The following is a 12,967-nucleotide window of genomic DNA, read 5'->3' as shown; positions in this document are numbered from 1 at the left end:
GATTCACTCACACCTTCTGAGCACGGCCTCCCGGCGCCGACCGCGCGGCGCGCTGCCGCGCCGGCCCCTGCGCGGTCGCCAGGTTGTGCGCCGTGTTGATCAGCCCGATGTGGGAGAAGGCCTGCGGAAAGTTGCCCAGTTGCCGGCCGGCCTGCATGTCGTATTCCTCCGAGAGCAGGCCGACGTCGTTGCACAGGCCCAGCAGGCGGTCGAAGAGTGCCGCGGCATCGTGGTGCCGCCCCGCCATCACATAGGCATCGGCCAGCCAGAAGCTGCAGGCCAGGAAGGCGCCTTCCCGACCGCCCACGCCATCGTCCGTGGCGCCGGTCGAATAGCGCTGGACCAGCCCGTCCTGCATCAGCCCGTGCTCGATGGCGGCGATGGTGCCGGCCACGCGCGGATCCGTGGCCGGCAGGAAGCCCACCTGCGGCATCAGCAGCAGCCCCGCATCCAGGCTCTTGCCGCCGTAGTACTGCACGAAGGTGTCGAGCTGCGAGTCGAAGCCGTGCACGCAGATGTCCGCATGAATGGCGTCGCGCACCTCGCGCCAGTGCTCGACGGGGCCGTCCCGGCCATGGTGTTCCACAGCAGCGACCGCGCGGTCGAAGGCCACCCAGGCCATCAGGCGCGAATGGGTATACGCCTGAGGCGGGCCACGTGTCTCCCAGATGCCCTGGTCCGGTTCGCGCCAGACCTTCTCCAGGTGCACCAGCAGGGCCTTCTGCATGGCCCAGCCCTCGGCATTGGGCTGCAGCTCGGCGCACCGGGCGGCATGCAGGGTGTCCATGAGCTCGCCGTACACGTCGATCTGCATCTGGCCCGCGGCGCCGTTGCCCACGCGCACCGGCCGGCTGCCTTCGAAGCCGGGCAGCCATGGCAACTCGTACTCGGGCAACCATCGCTCGCCGCCGATGCCGTACATGATCTGCAGCTGGTTCGGCGAGCCGGCCACGGCGCGCATCAGCCACTGGCGCCAGTGCTGCGCCTCCTCGCGGTAGCCGGCATTGAGCAGCGCATACAGCGTGAGCGCGGAGTCGCGCACCCAGCAGTAGCGGTAGTCCCAGTTGCGCGTGCCACCGATGGCCTCGGGCAGCGAGGTGGTGGGCGCCGCGACGATGGCGCCGGTGGGCGCATAGGTCAGCAGCTTGAGCGTGATGAGCGAGCGCACCACGGCGCCGCGCCAAGCCGGCGGCATCGGCGGCAGGGTGGCGCGGCCGACCCAGTCGTGCCACCAGAGAACCGTGCGCTCCAGCGATTCGTCCCGGTCCTCCACGAAGTGCGGGCGCCGGTTGGAGGGGTGATAGGCCAGCGTCATCGGCACGCGCTCGCCGGCGCGTACGGTGAAGCGCGCACGCGTGCTCATGCCGTGGCCTTCCAGCGGCAGGTCGGCATGCAGCTCGATGGCATCCGGCCCCGCGACCATGCTGAGGCCATAGTCCTTGCGTTGCACCCACGGCACCGTGCAGCCATGGGCGAAGCGCACCGTCAGGTCGAGCTGCATCGCCACCTCGCCCTCGACGCCCGCCACGATGCGCACCACGTCGACATGGGCGGGGTCGTCGTCGCTGCGGGGCATGAAGTCGGTGACAGTGACCACGCCGGTGGCGGTCTGGAAGCGGGTCTCCAGCACCGCCGAGTCGGCCAGGTAGCGCCGGCTCACCTGCGGGTCTGCGTCGACGGGGGCCACCTTCCAGCGACCATGGCGCTCTTCGCCCAGCAAGGCCGCGAAGCAGGCGGGCGAATCGAAGCGCGGCAGGCACAGCCAGTCGATGGCACCGTCGCGGCCCACCAGCGCCGCCGACAGCATGTTGCCGATGAGCGCGTAGTCCTCGATGCGGCGGTGCGGGACGGAAGGCACGGCGGCTTCGCCCTCGGCCACCGCGGCGCGAGGGGTCGTGGTCGGACGCGGGCCGTTCATCCGCCGTGCGCAAAGTCGGGGTAATCGGTCATGCCGCCGTCCACGAACACCGTGGTGCCGGTCATGTAGCGCGCCGCATGCGAGGCCAGCACCACCGCCATGTCGGCGATGTCCTCCGGCTCCCCCATGCGGCCAAGCGGGATCTTGCGCAGCAGGTCGGCATGGCCTTCCGGGTCTTCCCACACGTCGCGGTTGATCGGCGTCCTGATGGCGCCGGGCGCCAGACTGAGCACGCGCACGCCGTGCGGCGCCGCCTCCTGCGCGAGCGTGCGGCCCATCATGGTGAGGCCGGCCTTGCTGGCGCAGTAGGCGCTGTAGCCGCTCCAGGCGATGGTCTCGTGCACGCTGGTGGTGTTGAGGATCACGCCCGACTTCTGCGGCACCATGCGACGCAGCGCATGGTGCGCGCACAGGAAGGCCCCCTTGAGGTTCACGTCGATCACGCGGCCCCAGGCCTTCGCATCGGCTTCCCAGGCCAGGGCATGCTCGCCGTCGATGCCGGCGTTGTTGACCAGCACATCGATGCCGCCCCACGCCTGGTCGAGCGCCTCGAACATGCCGTCCACGGCCTGCGCGTCGGCGATGTCGGCATGCACCGTGATCGGCCGGCCAGCCGGCGTGTGACGGCAGGCATCGGCCAGCGCCTCCGCGGCCTCGGGCTTGGAGCGGTAATTGATGGCGACGCGGGCGCCGGCGTCGGCGAAGGCCTTGACGATGGCGGCCCCCAGGCCGGAGCTGCCGCCGGTCACGAGCACGCGCTTCTGTTCGAGATGAAGGTCCATGCGAATCCCTGTTCGACACAGCCCGCCGATGCGGGGGCCGCGGCGCCACATTGATGGCACGGATTCATTGGCGCATCGGCCGGGGCCCATGCGCGTCGGACGAGGCAGACAGCGGCTGAGCGTCCGGACGGATGGTTGGCTGACGGGAAGCCTTGCCGGTCGGTGCCGGCAGGTCGAACGCGTTCGAGCGGACGTGCCGAAGCGGACGCTGGCGAGCACGCCCGTCTTCACCCGCTCAGCGCTTGGCGACCTGGACGATCAAGGCGGTGGAAAGCAGGATGCCCGTCACCAGCGCGGCAATGGCCAGCATGCCGCCGGGCGTGACCTCGACCCGTGCGCTGACCGAGAAGGGCCGCGTGCTCACGTTCAGCACGGCGGTCTGGGGTGAGGCGGAAGAGGACACGGCAACTCCTTGCAAATCGGGCAGTGTGCCAGTGGCCCGGCGGCACGCCGCGCGTGGGCAGCGCCACCCGCTGTCGGACGAGTCTTCATCCGCCCCGGCGATCCCGAAGGCTTGAATGGCCCGCGACGCCGGGCGGCGACAGCCTACAGGCGCCAAGCGTCCCACACCGCAGCATGGGTCGTCGCCCCTTTCCTATGGAGACCCTGAACATGACCCCTTCCAACGATTCCGCACGCGCCGACGGCATTGAACGCATCGACGTCGACTCCCCCGAAGCCCTCGAGCGCTGGGGCCGCAAGCTCGACGTCACGGCCGTCCAGCTGAAGGAGGCCGTGGCCGCCGTGGGTGACAAGGCCCCCGACGTCGAGATGCACCTCAAGGGCACGCGGGCCTCGACCAACGACGACCAGGTCGACAAGGCGGGCGGCTGAACCTCGACCCTTCCGGGGCTTGATCGTTCCTGCGAAGCCGGATGAGGCTTTGGGCCATTCCCGCGCAGCCCCGCGCTGCCTAGAGTGGCCCGCATGTGGAACGACACCCAAGACCGACTCCCGACCTCGCCCGCCGCCAGCGCCCAGGGCGCGCCGCTGGCGGGCGTGCGCGTGCTGGACCTGACCCGGCTGCTGCCGGGCCCCATGTGCACCCTGCACCTCGCCGACCTGGGCGCGGACGTGATCAAGATCGAGGACCTGGGGGCCGGCGACTATGCCGTCGACGGCGTGCGCCGGCAGGTCAACCGCAACAAGCGCGGCATCCGCCTCGACCTCAAGCAGCCCCAGGGCGTACAGACGCTGCTGCGGCTGTGCGAGCGGGCCGACGTGCTGGTGGAGTCCTTTCGCCCGGGCGTCATGGACAGGCTGGGCGTGGGCGTGTCCGCCGTCCAGGCGCACAACCCTCGGCTGATCTACTGCAGCATCACCGGCTATGGCCAGACCGGGCCGATGCGCGATGCCGCGGGCCACGACATGAACTACGCCGCGTTGACCGGCGTGGCCGACCAGATGGGCCGCGCCGACGCGCCGCCCGCGCTGTCCAGCATCCCTGTGGCCGATCTGCTGGGCGGCACCATGCCCGCGGTGATGGGCATCCTGGCGGCGCTCTTCGACGCGTCTCGCACCGGCCGCGGGCGCCATGTGGATGTCGCCATCGCCGACGGGCTGCTGGCCCATGCCGTCATTCCCCACATGGCCGTCGCGCGCGGTGGCCGGGCTCGGCCCCTGGGCACCGACAAGCTCACCGGCGCGCTGGCCTGCTACGACCATTACGCCACCGCCGATGGCCGCTGGATGGCGGTGGGCGCCCTGGAGCCGAAGTTCTGGCGCCGCTTCTGCGCCTGCATCGGCCGGCCCCATCTGGCGGACCACCCGCCCGACGCCGAGGCGCCCGATCGCCATGCCGTCAAAACCGAGGTCGCCGCCGTGCTACGCCAGCACAGCCAGGCCCACTGGGCGGCCCTGTTCGCGCAGGAGGACTGCTGCGTCACGCCCGTGCTGCGGCTGGACGAGGCCCTGGCCCATCCGCAGATGCAGGCCCGGGGCATGGCCGTCACGGCCCCCGCGGGCGACCGGCAGCTCGGCCCGCCGGTTCGCATCAGCGGCCACGACTTCGCCGTCCGGCACGATGCACCCGCGCCGGGCCAGCACACCGACGAGGTGCTGGCCGAACTCGGCTGGAGCGAGGAGGAGCGGGAGCAGCTCCGGCGCGTGGCCGCCATCGGCTGAGGCCCCATTGAGCCGCTGGTGGCTTTCGGGTACGGTCGGCGCCGGCCCGCCGCGGCCCGCGCCCCTTGCCATGCCTCCCAGCTTCGCCCGCCCCGTCCAGCACACCATCGCCATCGCGCAGGTCGACCAGATCCTGCAGGGGGCCCGCGCACGCGGGCTGGACTGCGATGCGCTGCTGCGCCGCGCGGGCATCGCGCCCACGCTGCTGGGCTCGAACCTCGCACGCGTCACGCAGGCGCAGTACGCCACGCTGGTCGTGCAGCTCACGCGCCGCATGCGCGACGAGCTCTGGGGCCTGGCCGGCCGACCGGTGCCGCTGGGCACCTTCGCCACCGGCTGCCGCATGCTGGTGCGCTGCGAGACGCTGGGCGAGGCCCTGCGCCAGGGCGCCCGCTATGCGCACCAGGTGCTGCCCGATATCGGCGTGCATGTGCAGCGCCACGGCGGCCTGGTCACGCTGCGCATCGACACGCGGCAGCCCCCTTCGGCACCGCTCGAGTATGCCCAGCGCTCCTTCATGTTCTTCGCCTTCGGCGTGGCCTGCTGGCTGGTGGCGCGCCGCATTCCCCTGCAGGAGGTGGTCTACGACCGCTCGGTCAATGTGCAGCGCTCCGAGGCCTCGCGCCTCTTCCAGGCGCCGGTCAGTGCGGGCCGCGACTGGATGGGCCTGCGCTTCGAGTCGCGCTGGCTCGACCTGCCGGTGGTGCAGAGCACCGAGAGCGTGGAAGGCTTCCTGCGCAGCGTGCCCGGCGACCTGCTGGTGCGCTACCGCGACCACACCAGCCTGACCGAACGCATCCGCCGCGTGCTGCGTCGTCACCTGCACGAGGAGCTGCCTTCGCTGGAGCAGGTGAGCGCGTCGCTCGCCATGACGCCGCAGACCCTGCGCCGGCGGCTGCAGCGCGAAGGGCAGGGCTTCCAGGCCATCAAGGACAGCCTGCGCCGCGACGTGGCGGTGGAGTACCTGTCGAGGCCCGACCTCACGCTGATCGAGATCGCCGAGCGCCTGGGCTACTCGGAGGCCAGCACCTTCCACCGTGCCTTCAAGGCGTGGACGGGGCTCGCGCCCGGCGCGTATCGCGAGCGCTACCTGGCGCGGGCGCAGGACGCGGCGGCGCCGTCCGCCGAGCCGCAGCTGTCGCACTGACGGCGACTGCCGGCCCCCGGGCCGGCGATGTTTTCTGCCAATCCTTTTGCGCCGATCCGCGATTGGCCGCCCGGGGTGCGCTGGCCACACTGGCTGCCATGGAGCAACGCCAGAGGAACCACCGATGACCCGAACCGGCCGAACCGTCCACGTCGTGGGCGTGGGCATGATCCCCTTCACCAAGCCCGGCGCCAGCGAGCCCTACACCGTCATGGGCATGCGCGCCGCCCAGGCCGCCCTGCGCGATGCGGGCGTCGACTATGCCGAGGTGCAGCAGGCCTACGTGGGCTATGTCTATGGCGACTCCACGGCCGGGCAGGCCGCGATCTACGGCGTGGGCCTCACCGGCATTCCGGTGCTCAACGTCAACAACAACTGCTCCACAGGCTCCAGCGCGCTCTTCCTGGCGCGCCAGGCGGTGGAAAGCGGTATGGTCGAATGCGCCATCGCCCTCGGCTTCGAGCAGATGCAGCCCGGCGCGCTCAAGGGCGCCTGGGACGACCGCCCGTCGCCCATGGCCCGCTTCGCCGAGGTCATGACCGAGCACCAGGGCTTCGACGCGGCCGCACCGCGCGCGGCACAGTTCTTCGGCGGTGCGGGGCGCGACTACATCCGCGCGCATGGCATCCGGCCCGACACCTTCGGCCGCATCTCGGTCAAGGCGCGCCAGCATGCCGCCCGCAATCCGCTGGCCGTGTTCAGGCAGACGCTCACGCTCGAAGAGGTGATGGCCGCGCCCACGGTGTTCGACCCGCTCACGCGCTACCAGTGCTGCCCGCCCACCTGCGGTGCGGCGGCCGCCGTGGTGTGCTCGGCGGAGTTCGCCCGCAGGCATGGCCTGGATGCCAGCGTGGCGATCCGCGCCCAGGCCATGACCACCGACCGCCCCAGCACCTTCGACAGCGGCGACATGCGCCGCGTGGTCGGCTACGACATGAGCGTGGCCGCAGCCAACCAGGTCTACGAAGCCGCCGGCGTGGGCCCCGAGGACCTGGACGTGGTCGAGCTGCATGACTGCTTCACGGCCAACGAACTCATCACCTACGAGGCACTGGGCCTCACGCCCGAGGGCACGGCCGAGCGCTTCATCCTCGACGGCGACAACACCTATGGCGGCCGGGTGGTGACCAATCCGTCGGGCGGCCTGCTGTCCAAGGGCCATCCGCTGGGCGCGACGGGCCTGGCCCAGTGCGCCGAACTGGTCTGGCAACTGCGCGGACAGGCCGAGCAGCGGCAGGTGGAAGGCGCGCGGCTGGCGCTGCAGCACAACCTGGGGCTGGGCGGCGCCTGCGTGGTCACGCTCTACGAGAAGGTCGGCGCATGATCGACCGCCAGTACATCGGCCATGCCATGCCGCCCTTCGAGGTGGACGTGGAGCCGGGCCGGCTGCGCTTCTTTGCCAAGGCCACGGGCCAGACGGACCCCGTCTACGCCGACGAGGCCGCAGCCCGCGCCGCGGGCCATCCGGGCCTGCCGGTCCCACCCACCTTCCTGTTCTGCCTGGAGATGGAGTCGCCCGATCCGGCCGCCATCCGCAACCTGCTCGGGCTGGACTACCGCCGGCTGCTGCATGGCGAGCAGGGCTTCGCGTACCACCGGCTCGCCCATGCCGGCGACCGCCTGCGCTTCGCGCAGCGCATCGAGGACATCTACGACAAGAAGGGCGGCGCGCTGGAGTTCGTCGTACGCCAGACCCATGTGAGCAACCAGCGCGGCGAGCATGTGGCCGACCTGCGCAGCGTGACGGTGATGCGCCATGGCTGAAGTCCTGGCCGACACCGCGCCCGCCGCCACCCGGCTCGCGCCCGCACAGCTCGCCGCACTGCGCGTGGGCGACCGGCTGCCGCCGCTGCAGCTGCCACCGGTGAGCCGCCTCACGCTGGCGCTGTACTGCGGTGCCTCGGGCGACCACAACCCCATTCACGTGGACAGGGACTTCGCCCGCGCCGCCGGCCAGGCCGACGTCTTCGCGCACGGCATGCTGTCCATGGCCTGGCTGGGCCGGCTGCTCACCGACTGGGTGCCGCAGCAGGCCCTGCGCCGTTTCGATGTGCGCTTTGCCGCCATCACCCAGGTCGGCGAGGCCATCCGCTGCACCGGCGAAGTGGCCGGGATCGTCGTCGAGCAGGGCGAGCGCCGCGCGCGGCTGCTGCTGCAGACGACCAACGAGGCCGGCCAGATCAAGCTGCAGGGCGAGGCCGTCGTCGCCCTGGACTGAACCACCGACCACCGCATCCGCTCCCCATTCCGCCGAAGGAACTCCATGTCAAGAAAACTCGAAGGCAAGGTCGCCATCGTCTCGGGCTCCGGCCGCGGCATCGGCCGCGAGATCGCCCTCAAGCTCGCAGGCGAAGGCGCCCGCGTGGTCATCAACGACCTGGACGCCGGCCCGGCCGAGCAGACCGTGCGCGACATCCAGGCCCGCGACGGGCAGGCGGTGGCCTGCATCGGCAGCGTCACCGAAGCCGGCTTCGCCGAGCGCTTCGTCGCCACCGCCATCGACACCTTCGGCGGGCTCGACATCATCGTCAACAACGCCGGCTACACCTGGGACAACGTGGTGCAGAAGATGAGCGACGAGCAATGGGAGGCCATGCTCGCCGTGCACCTGACGGCGCCCTTCCGCGTGCTGCGTGCGGCCGCGGACTTCATCCGCGACGCCGCCCGCCGCGAGGCCGACGAGGGCCGGCCGGTGCATCGCAAGGTGGTCAACATCTCGTCGGTGTCGGGCGTCTACGGCAATGCCGGCCAGGCCAACTACGCCGCCGCCAAGGCCGGCATCAACGGCCTGACCAAGGCGCTGGCCAAGGAATGGGGCCGCTACCGCGTCAACGTCAACAGCGTGGCCTTCGGGCTCATCATGACGCGCCTGACCGAGGCGGCCGCGGGCAGTGACGCGAGCATCGACATCGCCGGCCGGCAGATCCGCGTGGGCGTGAATCCGCAGATCCTCAAGTCCATCGAGCAGACCATTCCGCTGGGCCGCGGCGGCACGCCCGAAGAAGCCGCGGGCGCCGTCTACCTGCTGTGCATTCCCGAGTCCGACTTCGTCAGCGGCCAGGTGCTGGTCTGCGGCGGCGGCAAGCCCTGAGCCGGCGCACGCGAGGGCGACCATGGAAAGCATCCTCACCTACCCCCGCCAGGTCTTCCGCGACGACCATGAGCTGCTGCGCCAGACCGTGCGCCGCTTCCTGGACCGCGAATGCCGCCCGCGCCAGGCCGAGTGGGACCGCGAAGGCCGCGTGGACCGTGAGACCTGGCTCAAGGCCGGCCGCGAGGGCCTGCTGTGCCCCACGCTCGACAGTGCCTGGGGCGGCGGCGGTGGCGACTTCGGCCATGCGGCCGTGATCGTCGAGGAGATCGGCCGCTCGGGCATCTCGGGCCTGGGCTTCGGCCTGCATTCCGATGTGGTCGCGCCGTACATCGCGCGGCTGGGCACCGAGGCGCAGAAGGCGCGCTGGCTGCCCGGTTGCGTGAGCGGCGAGACCATCCTGGCCATCGCCATGAGCGAGCCCGGCGCCGGCAGCGACCTGCGCGCCGTCCGCACCACGGCCCGGCGCGAGGGCGACGACTACGTCATCGACGGCAGCAAGACCTTCATCTCCAACGGCCTGAACTGCGACCTGGTGGTCGTCGTCGCCAAGACCGCCCCCGACCTCGGCGGCAAGGGCGTCTCGCTGCTGCTGGTGGAGGCCGACCGGCCGGGCTTCCGGCGCGGGCGCAAGCTCGACAAGATGGGCCAGGAAGCCGCCGACACGGCCGAGCTCTTCTTCGATGGGGTGCGCGTTCCCGCCGGCAACCTGCTGGGCGAGGAGAACAAGGGGCTGGGCTACCTGATGCAGGAGCTGGCCCAGGAGCGCTTCGTCATCGCGCTCGGCGCGGCGGCCAAGCTGGAGGCCATGTACGAGGAGACGGTGCGCTACACCCGCGAGCGCATCGTCTTCGGCAAGCCGCTGCTGGACATGCAGAACACCCGCTTCGCGCTGGCCGGCATCCGCACCCGCGCGACGGCGGTGCGCATGATGGTCGACCAGTACCTGGCGGAACACCTGCGCCGCCGGCTGACGCTGGACGAGGCCGCCATGGCCAAGCTCTTCGCCACCGAGGAGCTCGGGCGCGCGCTGGACGAGATGCTGCAGCTGTACGGCGGCTACGGCTACATGATGGACTACCCGATCTGCCGGGCCTTCGTCGACTCGCGCGTGATGCGCATCTACGGCGGCACGAGCGAGGTGATGAAGGAGCTCATCGCCCGCAACCTGTGACCGCCCCGTGATCCCACTCCGCCGCCCCGGTGCAGGGCGGCGCGCATGAACGGAGACAACGCCGATGCCCTCGCTCCCCCGTCCCTTCTGGCCCCGTGGCGTGCCCGCCGACGTGCGGGTGCCCCAGGTGCCGCTCACGCATTTCCTGCAGACCGCCGCCGAGCGCTGGCCCGACAAGCCGGCCATCGTGTTCGCCGGCAGCACGCTGGACTACACGGGCCTCTGGCAGCGCAGTTGCGCGCTGGCCGGCCATCTGGCGCAGCGCCTGGGCGTGCGGCCGGGCGACCGCGTGCTGCTCGTGGCACAGAACTGCCCGCAGTTCGTCGTCGCCACCTTCGGCATCCAGCGCGCCGGCGCGGCGGTGGTGCCGGTCAACCCGATGAGCACCGCGCCGGAGCTGGCCCACTATGCCCACGACAGCGGCGCACGCGTCGCCATCTGCGCGCAGGAGTTGCTTGGGCCGGTGCAGCAGGCGGTGGCCGACGGCCTGCTCGATGCGGTGCTCGTGCTGGCCTATGCCGATGCGCTCTCGGGCGACGGCGCCTCGACGCAGGCCGAGGCCGTGCAGGGCGTGCCGGCGCTGGCCGAGGCACGACGCCCGCTGCCCGACGGGCCCTACCACGGCTTCGAGGCGGCCATTGCCGAAGGCCTGGCACCGCCGCCTTGGCATGCCGATGTGCATGCGCTGGCGGCGCTGCCCTACACCTCGGGCACCACCGGCGCGCCCAAGGGCTGCCGGCATTCGCACGCCACGCTGCTGGCCTCCAACCTGGCCTCGCAGGTGTGGCGCGGGCTGCATTCGGAATCTGTCTTCCTGTGCGTGGCGCCGCTGTTCCACATGCTGGGCATGCAGAACGGCATGAACCTGCCGATCACGCTGGGCGCCACCGTGGTCATGATGCCCCGCTGGAACGCGGCCCAGGCCGTGGCCCTGGTGGCCCGCCACCGCGTGAGCGCGTGGGCCGCACCGCCGGCCATGGTGATGGACTTCTTCGCCCAGTCCGAGGCGGCCACGGCCGACCTGAGCAGCCTCTCGATGCTCTCCGGCGGCGGCGCCGCGATGCCCGAGGCGGTGGCCGCCATGCTGCAGGCGCGCTTCGGCCTGGCCTACAACGAGGCCTACGGTCTGACCGAGACGGCGGCCTTCCTGCATGCCAACCCCGTGGACCGCGGCAAGCGCCAGTGCCTGGGCCTGCCCACGCAGGGTGTGCATTCGCTGGTGGTCGATCCGGAGTCGCTGGCGCCGCTGCCGCCCGGCGAGGTAGGCGAGCTGGTCACCCGCGGTCCGCAGCTCATGCTCGGCTACTGGCGCCAGCCCGAGGCCGATGCCCAGGCCTTCGTCACCATCGACGGCCAGCGCTACCTGCGCACCGGCGACCTCGCGCATGTGGACGAGGAGGGCTACTTCTTCATGCGCGACCGCCTCAAGCGCATGATCAATGCCAGCGGCTTCAAGGTCTGGCCCGCCGAGGTCGAGGCCATGCTCTACGAGCACGAGGCCGTGCTCGAAGCCTGCGTGGTCGGCGTGCCCGACCCGCGCCGCGGCGAGACGGTGCGGGCGCTCGTCGTCGCGCGGCCCGGCCGCACCCTCACCGAGGCCGGCCTGCTCGACTGGTGCCGCACGCGCATGTCGGCCTACAAGGTGCCGCGCAGCGTGCGCTTTCTGTCCGCGCTGCCGCGCTCGGCCACCGGCAAGGTCGCCTGGCGTGCCCTGCAGGAGGCCGAAGCCCGCGCGGCCCTCATCCCCACCCAGGAGGCCGCATGACGGCATCGCCAGAAGCCCGGCACATGGTGCGCCTGGAGGTGCGCGAACAGGTCGCCACCCTCACCCTCGACTGCCCCGAGAAGCGCAATGCCTTCGACCTGGTGCTGCGTGACCAGCTGGCCGAAGCCGTGCGCACGGTGCGGCGCGACCGCGACATCCGCGCCGTGGTGCTCACCGGCGCGGGCGGCCACTTCTGTGCCGGCGGCGACCTGCGCAACATCGGCAGCCTGCAGATCGACAGCGGCCAGTGGCGCGAGCGCCTGGGCAACGTGCACGAATGGCTGCGCGACCTGCTCACGCTCGACCGCCCGGTGGTCGCCGCGGTCGACGGCGCCGCGGCGGGGGCGGGCTTCAGCCTCGCGCTGGCGGCGGACTTCGTGATCGCCACGCCGCGCGCCTGGTTCGCCATGTCCTTCATCAAGGTCGGGCTGGTGCCGGACGTGGGCGCCTTCTACACGCTGCCGCGCGTGGTCGGCGTGCAGCGGGCGCGCGAGCTCATGCTTTCGGGCCGCGACGTGCGCGCCGACGAGGCCCTGCGCCTGGGCATCGTGAGCGAGCTGCATGCACCGGAGGCGCTGCTGCCGCGCGCCTGGGCCATTGCGCGCAGCTTCACCGGCGCATCGCCCACGGCCGTGAGCCTGATCAAGCGCGCACTGGCCGACGGCATGCCCTCCCTGGCCCAGGCGCTCGACGCCGAGGCGAATGCCCAGACCGTGGCGGCCGGTACGCCGGCCCACCGCGAAGCCGTGGCCGCCTTCCTGGACAAACGCCCGCTGCCCTTCAGCTGGCCGCCCGCGGCCTGACAGTGCAGATCTTCGGCGGCGCGGGCTCCATGGCCGAGCACGGCATCGAGCGCTTCGACCGCGACGTGCGCCTGTTCCGAATCTACGAAGGCACCACGCAGATCCAGCAGATGGTCATCGCGCGCAACATGGTGCGCCAGGCCGCGCGCTGAGCCGCTTCCCG

13 protein-coding genes and 1 pseudogene are annotated in these 12,967 nt (G+C 71.6%); 11 read left to right on the top strand and 3 right to left on the bottom strand.

Annotated elements, in window-relative coordinates; genetic code table 11:
* Positions 1-7 precede the first annotated feature (7 nt).
* The 3 genes from ACT54X_RS14930 to ACT54X_RS14920 form a co-directional block, all read right to left on the bottom strand.
* The gene (locus tag ACT54X_RS14930) at positions 8-1,918 is read right to left on the bottom strand and encodes a glycoside hydrolase family 15 protein (RefSeq protein ID WP_476347303.1); all 1,911 of its coding nucleotides are present in this window, start codon (positions 1,916-1,918) and stop codon (positions 8-10) included.
* On the bottom strand, positions 1,915-2,700 hold the full coding sequence (gene fabG, locus ACT54X_RS14925; RefSeq protein WP_294372337.1) for a 3-oxoacyl-ACP reductase FabG: 786 nt from the start codon (positions 2,698-2,700) through the stop codon (positions 1,915-1,917). Before fabG ends, ACT54X_RS14930 begins: the two co-directional genes overlap by 4 nt.
* 235 nt (positions 2,701-2,935) lie before the next feature.
* The gene (locus ACT54X_RS14920; RefSeq protein ID WP_234196831.1) at positions 2,936-3,103 is read right to left on the bottom strand and encodes a hypothetical protein; all 168 of its coding nucleotides are present in this window, start codon (positions 3,101-3,103) and stop codon (positions 2,936-2,938) included.
* A gap of 209 nt (positions 3,104-3,312) precedes the next feature.
* On the opposite strand from ACT54X_RS14920, the gene ACT54X_RS14915 reads away from it, so the two are divergent.
* The 11 genes and pseudogenes from ACT54X_RS14915 to ACT54X_RS14865 form a co-directional block, all read left to right on the top strand.
* Entirely contained in the window at positions 3,313-3,534 is a 222-nt protein-coding gene (locus tag ACT54X_RS14915) for a DUF3606 domain-containing protein (RefSeq protein WP_294372344.1), read from the top strand.
* A gap of 93 nt (positions 3,535-3,627) precedes the next feature.
* Positions 3,628-4,824, top strand: coding sequence for a CaiB/BaiF CoA transferase family protein (locus ACT54X_RS14910; protein WP_354320807.1), 1,197 nt, complete (start codon positions 3,628-3,630; stop codon positions 4,822-4,824).
* A gap of 70 nt (positions 4,825-4,894) precedes the next feature.
* On the top strand, positions 4,895-5,971 hold the full coding sequence (locus ACT54X_RS14905) for an AraC family transcriptional regulator (RefSeq protein ID WP_294372348.1): 1,077 nt from the start codon (positions 4,895-4,897) through the stop codon (positions 5,969-5,971).
* 124 nt (positions 5,972-6,095) lie between these two features.
* Positions 6,096-7,295: a lipid-transfer protein gene (locus ACT54X_RS14900; protein WP_476347300.1), complete on the top strand. Its 1,200-nt coding sequence runs from the start codon at positions 6,096-6,098 to the stop codon at positions 7,293-7,295.
* Positions 7,292-7,735, top strand: a complete 444-nt coding sequence (locus tag ACT54X_RS14895) for a MaoC family dehydratase N-terminal domain-containing protein (protein ID WP_294372355.1) — start codon at positions 7,292-7,294, stop codon at positions 7,733-7,735. The genes ACT54X_RS14900 and ACT54X_RS14895 overlap by 4 nt, the downstream gene beginning before the upstream one ends.
* Positions 7,728-8,189 carry a MaoC family dehydratase gene (locus ACT54X_RS14890; RefSeq protein ID WP_476347298.1) on the top strand — a complete coding sequence of 154 codons (462 nt, stop codon included), beginning with the start codon at positions 7,728-7,730 and terminating at the stop codon, positions 8,187-8,189. The genes ACT54X_RS14895 and ACT54X_RS14890 overlap by 8 nt, the downstream gene beginning before the upstream one ends.
* A 45-nt stretch (positions 8,190-8,234) precedes the next feature.
* Positions 8,235-9,062 carry an SDR family NAD(P)-dependent oxidoreductase gene (locus tag ACT54X_RS14885; RefSeq protein WP_294372360.1) on the top strand — a complete coding sequence of 276 codons (828 nt, stop codon included), beginning with the start codon at positions 8,235-8,237 and terminating at the stop codon, positions 9,060-9,062.
* A gap of 22 nt (positions 9,063-9,084) precedes the next feature.
* Positions 9,085-10,236, top strand: coding sequence for an acyl-CoA dehydrogenase family protein (locus tag ACT54X_RS14880; protein WP_294372363.1), 1,152 nt, complete (start codon positions 9,085-9,087; stop codon positions 10,234-10,236).
* A 64-nt stretch (positions 10,237-10,300) separates the two neighbouring features.
* Positions 10,301-12,001: a long-chain-fatty-acid--CoA ligase gene (locus tag ACT54X_RS14875; RefSeq protein WP_294372366.1), complete on the top strand. Its 1,701-nt coding sequence runs from the start codon at positions 10,301-10,303 to the stop codon at positions 11,999-12,001.
* The gene (locus tag ACT54X_RS14870; protein WP_294372369.1) at positions 11,998-12,804 is read left to right on the top strand and encodes an enoyl-CoA hydratase/isomerase family protein; all 807 of its coding nucleotides are present in this window, start codon (positions 11,998-12,000) and stop codon (positions 12,802-12,804) included. The genes ACT54X_RS14875 and ACT54X_RS14870 overlap by 4 nt, the downstream gene beginning before the upstream one ends.
* Positions 12,805-12,806: 2 nt before the next feature.
* A pseudogene (locus ACT54X_RS14865) lies at positions 12,807-12,956 on the top strand (acyl-CoA dehydrogenase family protein); the annotation flags it as partial.
* Positions 12,957-12,967 lie beyond the last annotated feature (11 nt).

This window comes from Pseudacidovorax sp. DMC4 (assembly GCF_056314265.1).
This window is presented reverse-complemented; position numbering and strand designations above follow the sequence as displayed.

Excerpts from the sequence above, each read along its gene's own strand:
- ACT54X_RS14930 (WP_476347303.1), bottom strand. The coding sequence starts at position 1,918 with ATGAACGGCCCGCGTCCGACCACGACCCCTCGCGCCGCGGTGGCCGAG.
- fabG (WP_294372337.1), bottom strand. The coding sequence starts at position 2,700 with ATGGACCTTCATCTCGAACAGAAGCGCGTGCTCGTGACCGGCGGCAGC.
- ACT54X_RS14915 (WP_294372344.1), top strand. The coding sequence starts at position 3,313 with ATGACCCCTTCCAACGATTCCGCACGCGCCGACGGCATTGAACGCATC.
- ACT54X_RS14910 (WP_354320807.1), top strand. The coding sequence starts at position 3,628 with ATGTGGAACGACACCCAAGACCGACTCCCGACCTCGCCCGCCGCCAGC.
- ACT54X_RS14905 (WP_294372348.1), top strand. The coding sequence starts at position 4,895 with ATGCCTCCCAGCTTCGCCCGCCCCGTCCAGCACACCATCGCCATCGCG.
- ACT54X_RS14900 (WP_476347300.1), top strand. The coding sequence starts at position 6,096 with ATGACCCGAACCGGCCGAACCGTCCACGTCGTGGGCGTGGGCATGATC.
- ACT54X_RS14895 (WP_294372355.1), top strand. The coding sequence starts at position 7,292 with ATGATCGACCGCCAGTACATCGGCCATGCCATGCCGCCCTTCGAGGTG.
- ACT54X_RS14890 (WP_476347298.1), top strand. The coding sequence starts at position 7,728 with ATGGCTGAAGTCCTGGCCGACACCGCGCCCGCCGCCACCCGGCTCGCG.
- ACT54X_RS14885 (WP_294372360.1), top strand. The coding sequence starts at position 8,235 with ATGTCAAGAAAACTCGAAGGCAAGGTCGCCATCGTCTCGGGCTCCGGC.
- ACT54X_RS14880 (WP_294372363.1), top strand. The coding sequence starts at position 9,085 with ATGGAAAGCATCCTCACCTACCCCCGCCAGGTCTTCCGCGACGACCAT.
- ACT54X_RS14875 (WP_294372366.1), top strand. The coding sequence starts at position 10,301 with ATGCCCTCGCTCCCCCGTCCCTTCTGGCCCCGTGGCGTGCCCGCCGAC.
- ACT54X_RS14870 (WP_294372369.1), top strand. The coding sequence starts at position 11,998 with ATGACGGCATCGCCAGAAGCCCGGCACATGGTGCGCCTGGAGGTGCGC.